At 55.6% G+C, this 17,250-nt stretch carries 19 protein-coding genes; all 19 read right to left on the bottom strand.

Features of this window, described 5'->3' with window-relative positions; translation table 11 throughout:
* Window positions 1-17: 17 nt before the first annotated feature.
* Complete coding sequence (locus tag M0R70_01850; protein MCK9418103.1) at window positions 18-557, bottom strand: hypothetical protein; 540 nt, start codon at window positions 555-557, stop codon at window positions 18-20.
* Between the two features lie 61 nt (window positions 558-618).
* The gene (locus tag M0R70_01845) at window positions 619-906 is read right to left on the bottom strand and encodes a hypothetical protein (GenBank protein MCK9418102.1); all 288 of its coding nucleotides are present in this window, start codon (window positions 904-906) and stop codon (window positions 619-621) included.
* A gap of 286 nt (window positions 907-1,192) precedes the next feature.
* Entirely contained in the window at window positions 1,193-1,582 is a 390-nt protein-coding gene (locus M0R70_01840; protein ID MCK9418101.1) for a type II toxin-antitoxin system VapC family toxin, read from the bottom strand.
* Window positions 1,569-1,832 carry an AbrB/MazE/SpoVT family DNA-binding domain-containing protein gene (locus M0R70_01835; GenBank protein MCK9418100.1) on the bottom strand — a complete coding sequence of 88 codons (264 nt, stop codon included), beginning with the start codon at window positions 1,830-1,832 and terminating at the stop codon, window positions 1,569-1,571. Before M0R70_01835 ends, M0R70_01840 begins: the two co-directional genes overlap by 14 nt.
* A gap of 127 nt (window positions 1,833-1,959) precedes the next feature.
* Window positions 1,960-2,796, bottom strand: a complete 837-nt coding sequence (locus M0R70_01830; GenBank protein MCK9418099.1) for an ABC transporter permease — start codon at window positions 2,794-2,796, stop codon at window positions 1,960-1,962.
* Between the two features lie 53 nt (window positions 2,797-2,849).
* Window positions 2,850-3,785 carry an ABC transporter permease gene (locus M0R70_01825; protein MCK9418098.1) on the bottom strand — a complete coding sequence of 312 codons (936 nt, stop codon included), beginning with the start codon at window positions 3,783-3,785 and terminating at the stop codon, window positions 2,850-2,852.
* 248 nt (window positions 3,786-4,033) lie between these two features.
* Complete coding sequence (locus tag M0R70_01820) at window positions 4,034-4,696, bottom strand: deoxynucleoside kinase (GenBank protein ID MCK9418097.1); 663 nt, start codon at window positions 4,694-4,696, stop codon at window positions 4,034-4,036.
* Window positions 4,680-5,192 (bottom strand): 2-amino-4-hydroxy-6-hydroxymethyldihydropteridine diphosphokinase, encoded by a 513-nt coding sequence (folK, locus tag M0R70_01815; protein MCK9418096.1) that lies wholly within the window; start codon window positions 5,190-5,192, stop codon window positions 4,680-4,682. Before folK ends, M0R70_01820 begins: the two co-directional genes overlap by 17 nt.
* A gap of 231 nt (window positions 5,193-5,423) precedes the next feature.
* Window positions 5,424-6,608: an LL-diaminopimelate aminotransferase gene (locus M0R70_01810; protein MCK9418095.1), complete on the bottom strand. Its 1,185-nt coding sequence runs from the start codon at window positions 6,606-6,608 to the stop codon at window positions 5,424-5,426.
* Window positions 6,609-6,766: 158 nt separating this feature from the next.
* Complete coding sequence (locus M0R70_01805) at window positions 6,767-7,519, bottom strand: fumarylacetoacetate hydrolase family protein (protein ID MCK9418094.1); 753 nt, start codon at window positions 7,517-7,519, stop codon at window positions 6,767-6,769.
* 193 nt (window positions 7,520-7,712) lie between these two features.
* A complete protein-coding gene (locus M0R70_01800; protein ID MCK9418093.1) occupies window positions 7,713-8,480 on the bottom strand; it encodes a DsbC family protein in 768 nt (255 codons plus the stop codon).
* 90 nt (window positions 8,481-8,570) lie between these two features.
* Window positions 8,571-9,380: a 4-hydroxy-tetrahydrodipicolinate reductase gene (gene dapB, locus M0R70_01795; protein MCK9418092.1), complete on the bottom strand. Its 810-nt coding sequence runs from the start codon at window positions 9,378-9,380 to the stop codon at window positions 8,571-8,573.
* Between the two features lie 108 nt (window positions 9,381-9,488).
* Entirely contained in the window at window positions 9,489-10,361 is an 873-nt protein-coding gene (dapA, locus tag M0R70_01790) for a 4-hydroxy-tetrahydrodipicolinate synthase (GenBank protein MCK9418091.1), read from the bottom strand.
* Between the two features lie 283 nt (window positions 10,362-10,644).
* On the bottom strand, window positions 10,645-11,457 hold the full coding sequence (gene dapF, locus M0R70_01785) for a diaminopimelate epimerase (protein ID MCK9418090.1): 813 nt from the start codon (window positions 11,455-11,457) through the stop codon (window positions 10,645-10,647).
* A 42-nt stretch (window positions 11,458-11,499) separates the two neighbouring features.
* The gene (gene lysA / locus M0R70_01780) at window positions 11,500-12,759 is read right to left on the bottom strand and encodes a diaminopimelate decarboxylase (GenBank protein ID MCK9418089.1); all 1,260 of its coding nucleotides are present in this window, start codon (window positions 12,757-12,759) and stop codon (window positions 11,500-11,502) included.
* 52 nt (window positions 12,760-12,811) lie between these two features.
* Window positions 12,812-13,879, bottom strand: a complete 1,068-nt coding sequence (locus M0R70_01775) for a hypothetical protein (GenBank protein MCK9418088.1) — start codon at window positions 13,877-13,879, stop codon at window positions 12,812-12,814.
* Window positions 13,876-15,300, bottom strand: a complete 1,425-nt coding sequence (gene argH, locus M0R70_01770; protein ID MCK9418087.1) for an argininosuccinate lyase — start codon at window positions 15,298-15,300, stop codon at window positions 13,876-13,878. The genes M0R70_01775 and argH overlap by 4 nt, the downstream gene beginning before the upstream one ends.
* Before the next feature lie 117 nt (window positions 15,301-15,417).
* Window positions 15,418-16,623 carry an argininosuccinate synthase gene (locus M0R70_01765; protein ID MCK9418086.1) on the bottom strand — a complete coding sequence of 402 codons (1,206 nt, stop codon included), beginning with the start codon at window positions 16,621-16,623 and terminating at the stop codon, window positions 15,418-15,420.
* 95 nt (window positions 16,624-16,718) lie between these two features.
* Window positions 16,719-17,207 carry a peptidylprolyl isomerase gene (locus tag M0R70_01760; protein ID MCK9418085.1) on the bottom strand — a complete coding sequence of 163 codons (489 nt, stop codon included), beginning with the start codon at window positions 17,205-17,207 and terminating at the stop codon, window positions 16,719-16,721.
* Window positions 17,208-17,250 lie beyond the last annotated feature (43 nt).

The following is a 17,250-nucleotide window of genomic DNA, read 5'->3' as shown; positions in this document are numbered from 1 at the left end:
TTGGTTGGAATCTCTGTTTACCATGCGGCAGGGGGCAGTCTACGACGCGGAGCATGATAATCATCGGGGCCTGGCTCAGAAGATGCGCCGGCCGCTTCTATGGGTTTGGATAGTTCGGCAATCTTTTTTTCCGCGACTTCAAGAAGGAATTTGCGCTCATTGGAGATACGTTCAAGTTCAGCATGTGATTTTTTTAATACATCAAGTTCCTGTGCATTGGTAGCAAGTTGCGATTGTAACGCCTTGTTAAATGTTGCTCTACCTTGAGAGTCATCAGCCAAGGCATTGAAATCAGATTTTAATGCAGCATATTGTAGTCGTATTTTTTTGTCGTGCCGAGCTAAGAGGATAACCAATGACACAGAACCAAGTAATAGGACTGATCCTGATAGTAGTAATCTGGTCAGGAAGTATACTTCTTCTGTTTGGGGTAGCCACGATTTTGGTAAATCGGGGTAAAACTTATACAGGACTGATGCTATCAGTATGGATAATCCCAATATCCACCTGGGTAATGAATCGGGCATCAGATTTTCTGCTTCTCGTTTTACGTCCATGATTCACCTCTTTTGATTCTTGGAACGTTGAGCCGTTTGTCGGGCTGTTGATTTAGTGGTTTCACAGAACGAGGCGGCAAAGCCCATAGGTGGCAATGCCGACTATGACTCCAAAAAGCATAACTTGAACCAAATAACCACGCCAAGGAGCAACCGTCAGAGGTTCTGCCTTCTGTAGGTTCTCTACATAAAGTACATAAGGTGATGGAGTGCCAGTGATAGGATTCTTTTTGATAACTAACTCGATAATACCTTTGAACGCAACAAGCCCAACAATCACAGGAATTGCGATTCCCCAAGGCGCATGGTCTAGTCCAAGAAGAACACCGACTATGGCAGCATATATCATTGTGTGTACCTCTGATGTTATGCTTTTGACATTGTAAGCTGCTCAGCGGCGAAGACCGGCTGGAGCGTGTGGTTGGTAAATTCCAACAAGTAATTGACTATCCCCCTTGTTTTTAGGTCTTTACTATGGGGGACAGTAAAGCACGGATTTTCGTTGTTTACCAGTTTAGCAATGATTATGCCAAATTGGTTCCAATATTGTAGACGAATATATGCTTGATCCCGGGAAGTGTCAACAGCGGGTTCGATCGACATCGATTCGGTGTTTTAGATATTACGGCCGGCAATTACGGTTCCTTCACCTTGCACTGGCCGCGGCCCTCAGCGCTGCGAACAAGCTTGCGATCGAAAGAGAAAAAAGCCCTGCATCCCTGACTTGAAGCCAGATGAAGAGCATCGGCGAAGTCCAGACCTTCGGTATACCATTGCAAGGCGGTTTGCATGCGATGAGGATTCGGGAGGATGACATTGGGGAGGCCGCATAATTTTGTAAAGGCGTCATGGATTGCCGTTGTCTCGAAGCCGTAAGCATGGCGCAGGACCCACTCTGTTTCCAGCATGACCGTTTCCGGAACAAATACGTCGGCTTTCTTAAGAACGGCGCGGGCCTTCTCCGACTGGCTGGGGTCGTCACCAGTCAGCAGGCGGACGATGATGTTGGTGTCAACGCCGGTCATGTTTCATGGTCCCCGCGCCTTTTTTGATGGCCGCTTCCATCTCCTCGATGGTCTTGGGCTTGCCGGAGTACGAAAGACAAGAGGACACCTCCCGCAGGGTGGTCTCCGGGAACGGGGACGCAGGCCTGAGCAGGATACCATCATCGGTATCTATGGCTTGAAGCTCCTGCCCCGGCTCCCAGTGGTGCCGATTGCGGATTTCCTTGGGGATGATGACCTGGCCTTTACTCGAGAGTTTTGTGGACAACATGGGGCTCCTCCAGGTAAGATTATTGTAAGACAATGCTACCACACAAGCCATGAACCGTCAAGGAAATTGAATACTCGCCGAAGGTTGAACTTCACGCCGTTCTCCCAGTCTTACTTTATACTGCCTGTTACACCTGCATTCGCGGGTCGAGCTTGTCCCGAAGAAAGTCGCCGAGAATATTGAAGCTTATCACCGTGATGCTGATGGCGAGGCCGGGGAAGATCACCATCCAGGGCGCGGAGTTTATATAGGCGCGGTTCAAGCTGATCATCGAGCCCCAGGTGGGGGTGGGCGGCTGCACGCCGAGGCCGAGGAACGAAAGTGCCGCCTCAAGTAAAATAAATCCTCCGACGCGCAGACTGCCGGCAACAAGGATCAACGGAAGCGCGTTCGGCAGGATGTGCCGATACAAGATTCTTGCCGACGAAGCGCCGAGGGATTGCGATGCCTCAACATAGGTCTGTTCTTTGAGTGAAAGGGCGATCCCCCGTACCAGCCGGGCGAATCCGGCCCATCCTACGAGCGTGATCGCCAGCATAGCGGAAGTCAGCCCCGGGGGCATTACCGCGCTGATGCCGATGGCGAGCAACAAACTCGGGAACGCGAGAAAAATATCGAATACCTGAGAAAGAAATGCGTCCACGGTGCCGCCAAAGTACCCCGCAACCAATCCGAAAAAAATGCCGATACCGAGAGAGAGCGCGGACGCGATGATCCCGACGCTGAGAGAGATGCGGGAGCCGTAAACAACGCGCGAAAGGATGTCCCGTCCCTTGCTGTCCGTGCCGAGAAGATGCGCTTTGCCCGGTGGCTGAATCAGGGTGTCGAGGTCCATGGCAAGAGGATCATAGGAAACAAGAAAAGGCCCGACAATAGCCGTGAGCGCGAGAACGACGAGCAGGATCACCGCGATCAGTGCAGGGGTGTTTGACGTCAAATCTTTTATGGAGAGGTCATTGAGCATAGCAACCTGGTAGTTGAATCACTCCGCACTCCGAGCTCCAAACTCCGAACTTCTTACGGTTCATGCTTCACCCTCACCCGTGGATCCAGAAAATGGTACGAGATGTCGACCAGAAGGTTCATGGTCACAAAGATCACGGCGCCGACGAGCACAACGCCCATGATGACGGGGTAATCTCTTTTCAGAATTCCGTCGAGCGCGTAGCGGCCAAGGCCGTCCCATCCGAAGATCGTTTCGGTCAATACCGCGCCGTTTAGATAGGAACCGAGGTCCAGACCGATGAGCGTTACCACGGGGATGAGGGCGTTCTTGAGCGCATGTTTGAACACCACGTCGGTTTCCGATAATCCCTTGGCGCGGGCGGCCGCGACATAGGGCTGGGAAAGCGTCTCGAGCATGGACGACCGCGTTATGCGTACGATGTAGGAGAGCGAGAAGGTCCCGAGCGTGGCCGCCGGGAGGATGAGGTAGAGGAGACTGCCATCGCCCATACCCGATGGCGGGAGCCATCGAAGATAGAAGGCGAACAGGAGCATGAGCGCGAGGCCGAGCCAGAAGACGGGTATGGAGATGCCGCCCACGGATAGGAGCGTCACGAACCGGTCCCAGTTCGTGCCGCGCTTGGAGGCCGCGAACACGCCCATACCGATGCCGATGACCGATGCAAAGAGCATTGCCGCGAGCGCGAGCCTCGCCGTATTCGGGAATTTCTGAAGCAGGTCGTCCGCAACCATACGATTGGTGTATAATGACTGCCCGAGTTGTCCGCTCCCGAGTCGTTTAAGATACATTAAATATTGGTAGGTGCGTGACTTGTCCAGGCCCAGTTCGGTACGGATTCGAGCGATCGTCTCGGGAGATGCCCGCTCGCCAACCATGGCTGTCACGGGGTCGCCGGGCAGGGATTGCATCAGGATGAAGGTTATAAGGGTGATGCCGAGAAGGGTAGGGATGAAGAGAAAAAGCCTTTTCAGAATGTAGATCGCCATGGATGAGGTCAATCCTATACAAAAAGGTGATAAACCGCAATCGAAAAAAATGAAAAAGCGTAACTACTCGGATTAACAGGTTCACGGTTCAAGGTTCACGGTTTGAAACTAATATTAAATATTGGAATTTTTTATCGGTCATTATTAAACCTTGAACCGTGAACCTGGAACGGCTCGACTGAGCGGTTCGGCCCTGAGCGGCTCACTGCCGAAAAGCTCGCCGAAGTCTTTGAACCTGGTTATTTGTATTATTTTACCCTCGACCGCGGCACGTAGTACTGCGTGCCCTGCTTCATGCCCAGGACCTGCTTCAGCAGGTCGTCGAGGTCTTCCCGGCGATGGACAAAGTCGATGTCCGAGGTGTTGATGACGAGGAGCGGGGTATCGGTATAGCGAAAGAAGAACTGATTGTAGGCCTCGTTCACCGCGGCGATGTAATCGAGTCCGATTTCTTTTTCAAATGACCTGCCGCGTTGTTTAATGCGTCGGATCAGCGTGTCGGTGTCCGCCTGGAGAAAGATCACCAGGTCGGGCTGGACGATCTTCGGTTCAAGGATCCGGTAAACCTGCTCATAGAGCGCCAGTTCGTTCTCGTCGAGGTTCAAGTATGCGAAGATCCGGTCCTTGTCAAAGAGATAGTCGCTGATCGTGATGCGCGTGAACAGGTCCGGCTGCGCCATCTCCTGCTGCTGGCTGAACCTGCTCAGGAGGAAGAACATCTGCGTTTGGAACCGGTACCGGACAGGGTCCTTGTAAAAATGATCGAGAAAGGGGTTTTCCTCCGCTTGCTCGAGGATCAAGCGTGCGCCGAGCTCTTCGGCGAGCAGCGAGGTGAGGCTGGTCTTGCCGACACCGACCGGGCCTTCGGTCACAATGTAGCGGGTAGGGCGTATATCAGGTTTTGGGGTCATGGTGTTTTTTTACGAGCTTGCATTTCATCACCGTGTGCGAGTTCTGCAGTTCACCGAGAAGCTGGAGCATTGTTTTGTTCAAGACCGGATGCATGACCGCAGAAGCGATCTCAACAAGCGGCATCAGCACGAACTTTCTTGCCGCCATTAAAGGATGGGGAATGACAAGGTCCGGCCGGCTCATCACCAGGTCTCCATACAGCAGGATGTCGAGGTCAACGGTACGCGGACCCCAGCGTACGGTCCGACTGCGCCCCAGCCGGTCTTCGATGGCATGACAGATCGCCAAAAGCTCGACGGGCGAGCAATTGGTCTCCAGGGTAGCGACGGCATTGATGAAATCCTCTTGCTCTTTGTAGCCTACCGGCTCCGTGTAGTAGAACGAGGAAACGCCGATGATCCGGCCCGCTTCTACAAGACACTCGACGGCCGTCTGACAGTTGGCTGTCTTGTCCCCTATGTTCGAGCCTATCCCGATGTATGCTATGGTTGACATGATAATTACCGACAATAGAGGATGGTAACCAGATCGTTGGATAATTTCAGTATCTACTCAGTTCAAATCAGGTCAAAATCTGTTAGCCGCGAAAGAACGCAAGGATCGCAGAGAGAATTAAAACTGAAATACATGGTTTCAGGTTTCTTCTCTGAGTTCTTTGCGTTCTTTTGCGGCCAATCTGAGTAGTTACTAATTTCATTCCTCATTTCCCTGTTCCCCGTCGTTATCTTAAAACTCGAACTGCAGACCGCCCATCCGTTTTTTAAACTCGTCAAGCACCCGCTGCTCGTCAGCCCTGTCTTTTGCTTCAAAGGTGGCCGAGAAGCGGATGTAGGAGCCTGCGTCGTCCCAGGGCACGGTGCTGATGAACTTCTCGGCAATAAGGAACTCCGAGAAATCCTCAGCGCTCGCGAATCTTCTGCCGCCCTTGACACCCGCCGGCATTTTAACGTACAGGTAGAACGTACCCGCCGGCATTTTCGCGTTGAATCCCATCTCCGCCAGCACGCCTGACATGGCCCGGAGCCTGCGCTCGTACTTGGCCGTGATCTCATCCGTGATCTCGGGATGGTCCAGGGCGTAGACGCCTGCCTTCTGGATCGCCTTGAACTGGCCCGAGTCGTAATTGTCCTTCACATTCCCGTAACCGGCGATCACGCGCTCGTTCCCGGCCATAAAAGAAAGGCGCCAGCCCGTCATGTTAAACGCCTTGGAAAGAGAATGGATTTCCACTCCCACGTCCCTGGCGCCGGGAATTGAAAGAAATGAGAGCGGCTTTGTTCCATACATGAGCGCGGCATAGGCGGCGTCATGCACGACGATGATGTTGTTGTTTTTCGCAAACGCGACGACCTTTTCGAAGAACGGCCTGGTCGCTCCCGCGCCCGTGGGATTGTTCGGATAGTTGAGGTACAGGAGCTTGGCGCGACTCCTTACGTCAGCCGGAATTGCCTCGAGAGAGGGGAGAAAACCGTTCTCCTCGTAGAGCGGCAAATTCACAACCATGCCGCCGTACCAGCGGGTATGGGTGCCCATGATGGGATAGTTAGGCACGGTCATGAGCGTCACGTCGCCGGGATTAATGAAGATCGCCGGCAGCATGGCGAGCACGGGTTTGCTTCCGATGCCGTGCAGGACTTCAGTCTCGGGATCGATGCCGGTGACACCGTAGACCTTCTGCAGGTACCTCGCGGCGGCTTCCTTGAACTCCTGAATACCGTTGTCAGCGTAGCCGCGGTTTTCAGGCTTCTCGGCCTCCTTCTGGAGCGTCCGGACCACGCCGGGGAAGGCCATCTCATCCGGTTCGCCGACGCCGAAATCGATAAGCTCGGCGTCCGGATGCGCAGCAAGGGCCGAACGCTTTGCACGCTTGATCTTCTCGAACTTATATATCTTCTGCTCCTTGCCGAACATCCTGCCGCCGATGCGCTCGGCAAACAGGGATTGGATGTAAGGTTCGCTAGTCTGCGACAATGAAAACCTCCTCAAAGAAATGCAAAAGTCAAAGTGCAAAATGCAAAATAATGCGCCGCGTAATTTTGAAATTTGCATTTTGCAATCTGCATTTTAACTTACTTTACCACGTTCTTCAAACTGCCGATACCCTCGATCCTCACCTCGATCTCATCACCCGGTTCCATCGGGCCGATACCTGCCGGAGTGCCGGTGATGATGAGGTCGCCAGGGTAAAGCGTCATGATCTGAGAAATGAAGCTGACGAGATGATCCGCCCTGAAAATAAACTGCGAGGTCCGCGACGATTGCCGCCGCCCGCCGTTGAGATAGGACTCGACAAGAAGATCATCAGGCTCGAGATCGGTCTCGATCCAGGGGCCGACGGGGCAGAACGTGTCGAATGACTTGGCACGCGTCCACTGGCCGTCCTTTTTCTGGAGGTCCCTCGCCGTTACGTCGTTGGCGCAGGTGTAGCCCAGAATGTGCCTGCGAGCCTCTTCAGGCCGGATATCTTTTACCCGGCCCTTTATGACGATCCCGAGCTCGGCCTCGTAGTCGACCTGGGAACTCGTTCCGGGATATCGTATGATGTCGCCGGGACCGATGATGGTTGTCGGCGGCTTGAGAAAGATGATCGGTGTTTCGGGGACCGGCAGCTCCAGCTCCCGGGCATGGTCCCGATAGTTCAATCCCACGGCGATGACCTTTGACGGACTGCACGGGGCCAGGAGCTTCACGCTTGCGCGTGCATGACCCGGGGATAGCGTTTTCAGGGGACCAAAGAAGTCACCCTCGATTTCGGTCACTTCTTCGCCATTCAGGATCCCGCACGCCGTCCGACCCTGGACCTGAAATCGCACAAGTTTCATCGAGTGCCCCGCTTTTGTAACTACTCAGGTTCAAAGTTCCAGGTTCACGGTTCAAGGTCGGAACGTCGTGTAAATCGAACACTTTTACAGGTAGACATCGCTCAATGAATTTATCATGATAGATAAGCTGCTGTGGTTTATTCAGCTTAAACCATGAACCTTGAACCGTGAACCTGACAACCTGAGTAGGTGCCTATTTTTTATCGATCCATTCCATCAGCTTGTCTTCCGGGAGAAAACCGAAAAGCACGATGCCGTCATCGCGGACAAGCGTGGGTGTTCCTTCGATCTCCAGGGCTTGGACGACCACCTTGTTTCTTTCCATTGCAGCAGTGGAACAGGCTGCTGACGGGTCAGGCACTGTTTTGCCGGCGTATGCATCGTCAAGCATATCGACGGACTTGGAGCAGAGGATCGCCTGGACCTTCTTCGGCGCATCTTTATGCATGGGCAGCGGATAAAGGATCACGGCGAACGCGACGTCATTGCGCTTTGCCAGGACCTGTTTCATGATTCTATGAAGTTCCCGGCAGGCGGGGCAGTCAGGATCGGTCAAAACGATGACCTTTTTCTTGGCGGTCGCCACGCCGAGCGTGATCGCGTCATCGAGCGGGATCTTGGAGACATCCACTTTGCGCGGCGGAGGCTGTTTGCCGAGTGACTCGACCGGAGCCATCTGTCCGACGACAACATATTTCTTCGAAAAATCGAGATAGAAAGCCCCTCGTTTTCCGCCGCCCGCGTCCACGTCGATCTGCCACATACTCTTGAGCGGTGCTACCGTAATGTTCGTGACCGTTCCCTCGGGAGCGAACTTTTTCAAGATCGTTTCCGCTTCTGTCTTGTCCAGCTTGTGGCATTCCGTACAGGCCTTGTCGCCCTTTTTAGTCGGAAAGGCGTGCGCGCCAAAGGGTGCGGAGATCAACATGCCAGCAACCATCAATACAAAACATTTTTTCATGTAATTCTCCTTTGAAAGAGGGTTCAGGGTCCGGGGGCCCGGGTCCAGAAAAACCTGATCCCTGACCCCGGAGCCTGACCCCTGTAATTATTATTTCAATCCCAGCACGTCCTGCATATCGTAGAGCCCAGGTTTTTTTCCGACGACCCATTTCGCCGCGCGTACGGCCCCTGCCGCAAAGGTGTCGCGGCTGTGGGCCCGGTGGGTGAGCTCGATGCGCTCTCCCTTGCCCGCGAACAGGACGGTGTGCTCGCCGACGATGTCCCCCCCGCGGAGTGTCTGGATGCCGATCTCTTTCCTGGTCCGCTCCCCGATCATACCCTTTCGCGCATATACGCCGACCTCATTCAGGTCCCTGCTCACTGCCGCGGCAAGTACCTGGGCCATCTTCACAGCCGTGCCGGAGGGGGCGTCCTTTTTCATCCGGTGGTGGGTCTCGACGATCTCCATGTCATAATCCTCGCCGATGGTCTTGGCGATCTCGGCAAGGACCTTGAAACAGAGATTCACCCCGATGCTCATGTTCGGTGAAAGAACACAGGGAATTTTCTGAACATACTGATTGACCGCGTCGAGCTGCTCCTTTGAGAAACCCGTGGAGCCGATGACGACGGGTTTGCCCAGTTCCGCACAAACCTTGATATTCTCCAGGCTTGCTTCCGGGAGGGTAAAGTCAATGAGCACGTCACCGGTCTTGAGCACGGCAGGAAGGTCATTGCTTATGACGGTAAGGACACCTCCCGCAGGAATTCCGGCCGGGCCGCAGGAATCATGGCCCACGAGGGGGTGTCCTTTTCGTTCGACAGCTCCTGAAAGACGGATGCCCTCCGATGTCGAGAGCACATTGATGATCCGCGAACCCATCCTGCCGGCTGCGCCGGTTACGACTGCTTTAATCATAATTTCACCTCTTGAGATTTAACCACAGAGATGCGGAGACACGGAGAACAGCGAAATGCCGATTTTTTTCTCGGCGATCTCTGCGTCCTCTGCGGTGATTGGTTTGACTTAAATCAATCCGTAGTCTTTCAGCGCCTTCTTGAGCTTCTCTTTGTTCGCGTCCGCCAGAGAACAGAGCGGCAACCGGAACTCCTCGCCGATCCTGCCCATGAGCGCGAGCGCGGTCTTCACCGGGATCGGATTCGTTTCGATGAACATGAGGCTGTGGAGCGGCTCCATCTTGTAGTGGAGCTTGAGCGCGTCCGCCATCTTCCCTGCGAAGAAGGCGTCGAACATCCCCGCGGCATCGGCCGGGATGATATTGGCGGTCACGGAGATGGCGCCCACCCCGCCGATGGCGAGGAGCGGGAGGGTGGTGAAGTCGTCGCCTGAAATGACATCAAAGTCCCTGCCGCAGAGGCGGATGAGCTCGCTGATCTGCTTCAGGTCGCCGGTCGCTTCCTTGATGCCGACGATGTTCTTGATCTCTCTGAGGCGCGCAACGGTAGATGGAAGCATGTTCACGCTGGTCCTGCCCGGTACGTTGTACAGGATGACGGGAATATCCACCGTATCGGTCACCTTCTTGAAATGCTGATACAGCCCTTCCTGCGTGGGTTTGTTGTAATAGGGCGTGATGAGCAGCACGCCGTTTGCGCCGGCTTTTTGCGCGTACTTCGTGAGCTCCAGCGTTTCGGAGGTCGAGTTCGAACCCGCGCCCGCGACCACCGGCACGCGTTTGTTCACCGTCTGCACGGTGAACTCGACCACGCGGTGGTGCTCCTCATGGGAGAGGGTGGCGGACTCGCCCGTGGTGCCGCAGGGGACGATCACGTCCGTGCCGCTTTTGATGTGAAACTCGATCAGATCGCCGAGCGCCTTCTCGTCAACCTTCCCGTTCTTGAACGGTGTGACGATCGCAACCATTGAGCCTTTGAACATGACGGCCTCCTTTTGAAGCACAAATTCTCAATCTCAAATCTCAAACACCAAATAAATTCCAATGACCAAACGGTTGGAACTTGATGACTGATCATTGGCGCTTATTTGTCATGTGGTGCCTGGTTGTTAGAATTTTAACAGGTTGTTGAAAAACACTTAGTTTACCCTTCGACCCTTCGGCAAGCTCAGGACTCAGGGCGAACGGAGCGTGTATTGAATTTATTCGTATTTATCCGTTCGTGGTGAGCCTGTCGAACCACAAAAAGACTTTTTCAACAGTTTGTTAAACAAACAATGTCCCCTCGCAGATCACCTCTGCCTTGCCTTCGAGGTGGATGGTGTTGAACTCATCCCCAGAACGCTCGAACGAAACGATCAGTTTTTCCCCGCCCCGGGTCAGGACCTCGACCGGTGACGAGGACGCCCCGAGCGAACCGGCGATGAGCGCCGCTGCCACGGAACCGGTGCCGCAGGCCAGGGTCTCGCCTTCGACCCCGCGCTCGTAGGTTCTGATCCTGAGCTTGTGTTTGCCCTGGATCTGAATGAAGTTCACATTGGCGCCAAGGGGTTTGAACAACTCGTGATAGCGCGTGGTCCTCCCGATCCGGTCAATGTCCTCATTGTCCAGGTCCTTGGAAAGATAGACGACGTGCGGTACGCCGGTGTTGATGAAATGACCCATGCGCAATCCGCTGTCGAGCGGAATGGCGATATTCATGCGCAGGCCGGTGGCGCCGGCAAGCTGCACCTTTACCGTGTCCTTTTTCACCTGTGCATGGATGGTCCCGGCAAGTGTTTCGAAGGTCACGTTCTTTTTCGCGATCTTTTTGAGGAGCGCAAACCGCGCCGCGCACCGCGAGCCGTTCCCGCACATCTCGGCCTCGCTCCCGTCGGCGTTGAAGAAGCGCCATTTGAAGTCCGCGTTCTTCGACGGCACGATCACGATCAGGCCGTCGGCGCCGACAGAGTAGTGCCGATCGCAGACGTTCACCGCCAGACCCTTCAGGTTCATCCCCTTCAGGATATTTTCGCGGTTGTCGATCAGGATGAAATCGTTCCCCGTTCCCTGCATTTTATAGAAAGGTACTTTTTTCATTAGTTCTTATTCCGCATTCCGAATTCCGCACTCCGCATTGCCTTATCCTTCCAGCCACCGCGGCATCTTCTCGCCCTTGATAAGGTCGGGATAGGTCTCGCGCTCCCGCACAATGAAATAGTCATTGCCCCTCACGATCACCTCGGCCGCGCGAGGCCGTGAGTTGTAGTTCGAGGACATGGAGAATCCGTAAGCGCCCGCACTCATGACCGCGAGGAGATCTCCCTGCTTTACCTCAGGCAGCTTCCGATCCTTGCCCAGGAAATCACCCGATTCGCAGATCGGGCCTACGACATCGAATACCGTCTCCCCCCCGGCGGATTCGACCACCGGGCGGATATCGTGATAAGCCTCATACAGGCTCGGGCGGATCAGATCGTTCATGCCCGCGTCCACGATGAGGAACTGCTTTTCGCCGCTGTTCTTGCGATAGAGGACGCTTGTTACGAGGATGCCCGCGTTGCCGACGATCGCTCTTCCGGGCTCCATCACGATGGTGCACCCGCAGTCCTTGAGCAGCGGCCGGATCGCCTGCGCTACGTCTTTCGGCAGAGGAGGTGATTCGTCCTTGTAAGTGATGCCCAGGCCGCCGCCGACATTGATATAGTGAATGGTGGTGCCGGCGGCCCTGAGCTCACGAACGAATCCGACGAGCTTCTCAAGGGCGTCCACAAAAGGCCGGACCTCGGTGATCTGCGAGCCGATGTGCTGGTGTACGCCGACGACCTCCACGTTCGCGAGGCCCTTTGCGATCTGGTAAAACTCGAGCGCCTGTTCTATGGGTATCCCGAACTTGTTCTCCTTGAGCCCCGTTGAGATATAGGCGTGGGTCTTGGCGTCGATATCCGGGTTCACCCGGAGGGCTATCTTTGCGACCGTGTGCATTTCCTTCGCGGCCCGGTCGAGGGCGAGCAGCTCTTCGCCGGACTCGACATTGAACATGAGGATGCCGACTTTCAGCGCATACTCGATCTCATCCCTGCGCTTGCCGACCCCGGCATAGACGATCTTTTTAGGGTCGATCCCGGCATGGAGCGCGCGGAACAGTTCGCCGCCGGAGACGATATCCGCTCCGGCCCCTTCCCGGGCGAGCAGCCGGATCACGGCGCTGTTCGAATTGGATTTAAGCGCGAAACAGACAAGGTGCGGCACGCCGGCAAAGGCGCTGTCAAATGCCCGGAAATGGTTCGCGAGCGTATTGCTGCTGTAAAGATAGAAGGGTGTGCCGACCCGCTGGGCCACCGCCCTGACCGGGACTCCTTCACAGTACAACTCGTTGTTCTTAACGTTAAAATCATGCATGGATTTTTGGACCAGGGCAGTCCCGCCCGGGGCGGGACCAGCTTGCTCTATATTACCTCAGTTTTTCGATCGAGGCCATTTTTTCTTTCGACCCGGTGCTTTCATTTCCAGCCCGGTCCACGGCGGTGATCATGTAATAATACACTGCGCCTTGTTTCGCGGATTCGTCAGAGAACGTGGTCCGCGTGAGGACGGTGTCCGTAAGCCGCTCGTAATCCCCGCCGCTTCTCGTTGAGCGGTATACATGGTATCCGGCAAGGTCGCTCTCCTTGTTCTCGGTCCAGGTGATAAATGCCCTGCCTACGCCCGGTACGACAGTCAGCCCCGCGGGCCTGTCCGGCGGTATCATGTCCCGGGGTGTTGCCGACACCGCATCTGAATCGAGGCTTTCTTTCCAGGGGAGTGCCGGGCTGTCCACGGAACGGACCATATAGTAATACGTCCTGTCGTTCATAGCCGTAGTGTCCTTGAACGAATTTTTCCTGAGCGGCTCCTTGTTCAGCGGCAAATCTTCAAACCGGCCTTTTTCAGTCCCGCGGTAGAGATTGTATCCCACAAAGCCGTCGTAACGGCTGCCATCCATTCGTGTCATTATCGGCGCCCAGGAAAGATTGACGGAGCTGTCGTTGCCCTGCGCCGCGAGGTCCCTGGGAATCGCCAGCGACAGCAGCGGCGCGATCCGCACTTCATCGGACATCGGGCTTACCCCTCCCCGGACGCTCACTGCCCGGACCCGGTAGCTATACGCCTGTCCGTATTTCAAATTCTGATCGTTCCAGAAAACCGTTCCGTTCCGCACCTCTGCGGGTGCCGGGTCCGCCATGTCGAGCTCGGCGTATAACTTGTACCGAACCTTCTTTTTATCCTGTGCCATCTCAGCGCGATAGATGTGGAACCGTTGTATATCAGAAGGGAGTATGCCTCTGCCTTCCACGTTCTGGATCGGTAGCGGCCAGGAAAGGAACGCGACGGTGTCCCTGGTCATAGCCTTGATGTCTTTTATCACCGCAGGCCGCGGACTGTCAGGGATCTGGGGCGGCGTCTTTCTGCCGCAGGCAACAGCGGTTGTCAGAACCAGGAGAAGACAAGCCGTAAAAAAAAATCGCGTACGGATATTCATCGCATCTTTTTTTTAAGCACCTGAAGCCGCTTTTTCAGGTTCGAGGGGGCCGTTCCTCCGTAGGACGTGCGCCTGCCGACCGACGCCTCAAGGGAGAGCGCGTCGTACACGTCCTCGCGGATCAGCGGCGAAAGCTTTCGGTATTCCCTGAGCGGCACGGTCCCCAGACCGCATCCCTGCTTCGTCGCCAGCAGGATGGCTTTGCCGACGATCTCGTGCGCCTTGCGGAAGGGCACGCCTTTCCGGACCAGGTAGTCCGCCAGATCGGTGGCCGTGATGAATCCGTCATCAGCCGCCTTGCGCATCGCGTCCTTGTTCACCGTGATGTTCTTGAGCATCTCGATAAATACCGACAGGGTGAGCATGACCGTGTCCGCGGCGTCGAAGACCGGCTCTTTGTCCTCCTGCATGTCCCGGTTGTAGGCGAGCGGCAGGCCTTTCATGATCGTGAGGAGCGCGATAAGGCTGCCGTAGACCCTGCCGGTCTTGCCGCGCGCGAGTTCGGCCACATCGGGGTTCTTCTTTTGCGGCATGATCGACGAGCCGGTGGTGAACGCGTCGCTGATCGTGATGAATCCGAACTCTGAAGACGACCAGATGACGATCTCCTCGGCGAAGCGCGAAAGGTGCATCATGATCTGGGCGCAGACCGCCGTGAACTCGATGGAAAAGTCCCGGTCCGAGACCGCATCGATGCTGTTCTCGCACACCTCGGCGAACGCAAGCAGTTTTGCGACGTACTTTCTATCGATGGGTAGTACGGTCCCCGCCAGCGCCCCGGCGCCGAGCGGCATGATGTTCACGCGCCGGAAGCAGTCAACAAGCCTGCCGCGATCGCGATCGAACATCTCGTAGTAGGCAAGCAGGTGGTGGCCGAAGAGCACGGGCTGGGCCCGCTGGAGATGGGTATAGCCCGGCATGACCACTTCGCGGTGCAGCTCCGCGAGACCGACGACCGTGTTCTGGAGCAGGCCGAGAAGCTCGTGGATCTCGGCGATCTCATCGCGCAGATACATGCGGATGTCGAGCGCCACCTGATCGTTCCTGCTTCGCGCCGTGTGGAGCTTGCCGCCCACGGGGCCGATCTTCCTGATCAGCCGGTCCTCGATGTTCATGTGAACATCTTCGAGCTCAACGCTGAACGTGAATGCCCCCGAGGCGATCTCCCTCAGGATATCCTCAAGTCCCTTGATGATCCTGCGCGACTCGTGCTTCGTGATGATGCCGGTCCTGGCGAGCATGGTCGCATGGGCAATGCTGCCGGCGATGTCGTAGGGATAGAGTCGCCAATCGTAGGGGACCGAGGCGGTAAACTCCTCCACGAGCTCGTTCGTGGCCTCGGTGAACCGGCCACCCCATGCTTTTGCCTTCTTTGCGGGCGTCTTCGATTTTGCTTTTTTTCTTGTCGTTGTCTTTTTCATAGTCATAATAAAAAGAAATACCAAATCCCAAGCACCAAATCTCAAATAAGCACCAAAACACCAATTTTCAAACGTTTCGAAATTGGTTACTGGAATTTATTTGTGATTTGTAATTTGTTATTTGGAACTTACTGTTTTTCCTACGCGCAGTCTCAGTGCATTCAACCGGATGAAACCTTCGGCGTCCTTCTGGTCATAGACCTGTTCGGCCTCGAAGGTGGCGAGCTCGGGGTTATAGAGTGAGACCGGGGACTTTCTGCCGACAATATCACAGTTGCCCTTGTAAAGCTTGATCCGCGCAGTGCCGGTCACGTTCTTTTGCGATTCATCGATCGCGGCCTGGAGCATGGTCCGTTCCGGAGCGAACCAGTACCCGTAGTATACCATCTCAGCGTACCGGGAGACCAGGCTGTCCCGCAGATGCATGACCTCGCGGTCCATGGTAATGGACTCCACTGCCCGGTGCGCGGCGTGGAGCAGGGTTCCGCCCGGGGTCTCGTACACGCCCCGGGACTTCATGCCCACATAGCGGTTTTCAACGAGATCGACCCTGCCGATCCCGTGGCTGCCTGCGATCCGGTTCGCCTCCGCCAGGAGCGCGGCGGGCGACAGCTTTCTGTTGTTGATGGAGACGGGGTTTCCCGACTCATACGCCACTTCGACATACTCGGACTTATCCGGCGCCTTTTCCACCGGCACCGCCATGGTGAACATGTCGCCGGTCGATTCTTTCCAGGGGTCCTCGAGGATGCCGCCCTCATAGCTGATGTGCAGCAGGTTCCGGTCCGTGGAATAGGGCTTGGACCTGGTCGCCGTTACCGGGATCTTATGCTTTTCCGCATAGGTGATCAGCTCTTCACGACCCTTCATGGACCACTCGCGCCAGGGAGCGACGATCTTCACCCCAGGCTTGAGCGCCAGATAGGCGAGCTCGAACCTGACCTGATCATTTCCTTTGCCGGTTGCCCCGTGGCAGACCGCGTCCGCCCCTTCCTTCTCCGCTATCTCGATCTGGCGCTTGGCAATGAGCGGCCGCGCGATGGATGTGCCGAGGAGATAGCGGCCTTCGTAGACGGCATTCGCACGCAGCACGGGGAACACGAAATCCCTGACGAACTCCTCGCGCAGGTCGTCGATGTAGATCCTGCTCGCGCCGGTCTTGATCGCCTTTTCGCGCAGCGGCTCGAGTTCCTCACCCTGGCCGATGTCGGCGGTGAAAGCGATCACCTCGCAACCGTAGGTCTCCCTGAGCCAGGCAATGATGACCGACGTGTCGAGCCCGCCGGAATAGGCGACGACGACTTTTTTAATATCCTGTTTCAAAAAAGAACTCCTGGATGAGGGTCCAGGGGCCAGTAGTCAGGGGCCGGGTATTCAAAACCCTGAACCCTGAACTTTGAACCCTGAACTCTGTCGCTTTATTTCCCTTCCACGATCTTTACCTTCATCTCAATGCGGTCATTCGGATTGTCGCTCTTGTCCCGGGGCTGGGACACGATCTTGTCCACCACCTCGATGCCGCTCTCAACCTCGCCGAACACGGTGTACTGCTTGTCGAGGAAGGATGAGTCCTTTACGCAGATGAAGAACTGCGAGCCCGCGCTGTCGGGATGGCCTGCCCTGGCCATGGAAAGCGTTCCGAGCTTGTGCGGCTTGTCGCTGAACTCCGCCTTGATGGTGTAGCCGGGACCGCCCTGGCCGTGTTTGCTCTTATTGGGGTCTTTCGAATTCGGGTCTCCGCCCTGGATCATGAACCCCGGTATCACGCGGTGAAACGTGGTCCCGTCGTAGAAGCCTTTTTTGGCCAGATCGATGAAGTTTTTCACGTGGCCGGGAGCGACATCGGGAAAGAATTTCAGGGTGATATTTCCTAACTTCGTCTCAATGATTGCCTTTGTACCAGACATTGTCTTGACCTCCTTTTTCGTGGCTGTGATGGTTTTCGGCGCC

Source organism: Nitrospirota bacterium (genome assembly GCA_023229435.1).
GTDB lineage: Bacteria > Nitrospirota > UBA9217 > UBA9217 > UBA9217 > JALNZF01.
The sequence above is the reverse complement of the archived record's forward strand: the minus strand, read 5'-3'. Positions and strand labels throughout refer to the sequence as shown.

Excerpts from the sequence above, each read along its gene's own strand:
- dapF (MCK9418090.1), bottom strand. The coding sequence starts at position 11,457 with ATGAAAAAAGTACCTTTCTATAAAATGCAGGGAACGGGGAACGATTTC.
- M0R70_01840 (MCK9418101.1), bottom strand. The coding sequence starts at position 1,582 with ATGACCGGCGTTGACACCAACATCATCGTCCGCCTGCTGACTGGTGAC.
- M0R70_01830 (MCK9418099.1), bottom strand. The coding sequence starts at position 2,796 with ATGCTCAATGACCTCTCCATAAAAGATTTGACGTCAAACACCCCTGCA.
- M0R70_01760 (MCK9418085.1), bottom strand. The coding sequence starts at position 17,207 with ATGTCTGGTACAAAGGCAATCATTGAGACGAAGTTAGGAAATATCACC.
- M0R70_01800 (MCK9418093.1), bottom strand. The coding sequence starts at position 8,480 with ATGAAAAAATGTTTTGTATTGATGGTTGCTGGCATGTTGATCTCCGCA.
- M0R70_01845 (MCK9418102.1), bottom strand. The coding sequence starts at position 906 with ATGATATATGCTGCCATAGTCGGTGTTCTTCTTGGACTAGACCATGCG.
- lysA (MCK9418089.1), bottom strand. The coding sequence starts at position 12,759 with ATGCATGATTTTAACGTTAAGAACAACGAGTTGTACTGTGAAGGAGTC.
- dapB (MCK9418092.1), bottom strand. The coding sequence starts at position 9,380 with ATGATTAAAGCAGTCGTAACCGGCGCAGCCGGCAGGATGGGTTCGCGG.
- M0R70_01810 (MCK9418095.1), bottom strand. The coding sequence starts at position 6,608 with ATGTTCGGCAAGGAGCAGAAGATATATAAGTTCGAGAAGATCAAGCGT.
- M0R70_01850 (MCK9418103.1), bottom strand. The coding sequence starts at position 557 with ATGGACGTAAAACGAGAAGCAGAAAATCTGATGCCCGATTCATTACCC.
- dapA (MCK9418091.1), bottom strand. The coding sequence starts at position 10,361 with ATGTTCAAAGGCTCAATGGTTGCGATCGTCACACCGTTCAAGAACGGG.
- M0R70_01835 (MCK9418100.1), bottom strand. The coding sequence starts at position 1,832 with ATGTTGTCCACAAAACTCTCGAGTAAAGGCCAGGTCATCATCCCCAAG.
- argH (MCK9418087.1), bottom strand. The coding sequence starts at position 15,300 with ATGAAAAAGACAACGACAAGAAAAAAAGCAAAATCGAAGACGCCCGCA.
- folK (MCK9418096.1), bottom strand. The coding sequence starts at position 5,192 with ATGTCAACCATAGCATACATCGGGATAGGCTCGAACATAGGGGACAAG.
- M0R70_01825 (MCK9418098.1), bottom strand. The coding sequence starts at position 3,785 with ATGGCGATCTACATTCTGAAAAGGCTTTTTCTCTTCATCCCTACCCTT.
- M0R70_01775 (MCK9418088.1), bottom strand. The coding sequence starts at position 13,879 with ATGAATATCCGTACGCGATTTTTTTTTACGGCTTGTCTTCTCCTGGTT.
- M0R70_01805 (MCK9418094.1), bottom strand. The coding sequence starts at position 7,519 with ATGAAACTTGTGCGATTTCAGGTCCAGGGTCGGACGGCGTGCGGGATC.
- M0R70_01820 (MCK9418097.1), bottom strand. The coding sequence starts at position 4,696 with ATGACCCCAAAACCTGATATACGCCCTACCCGCTACATTGTGACCGAA.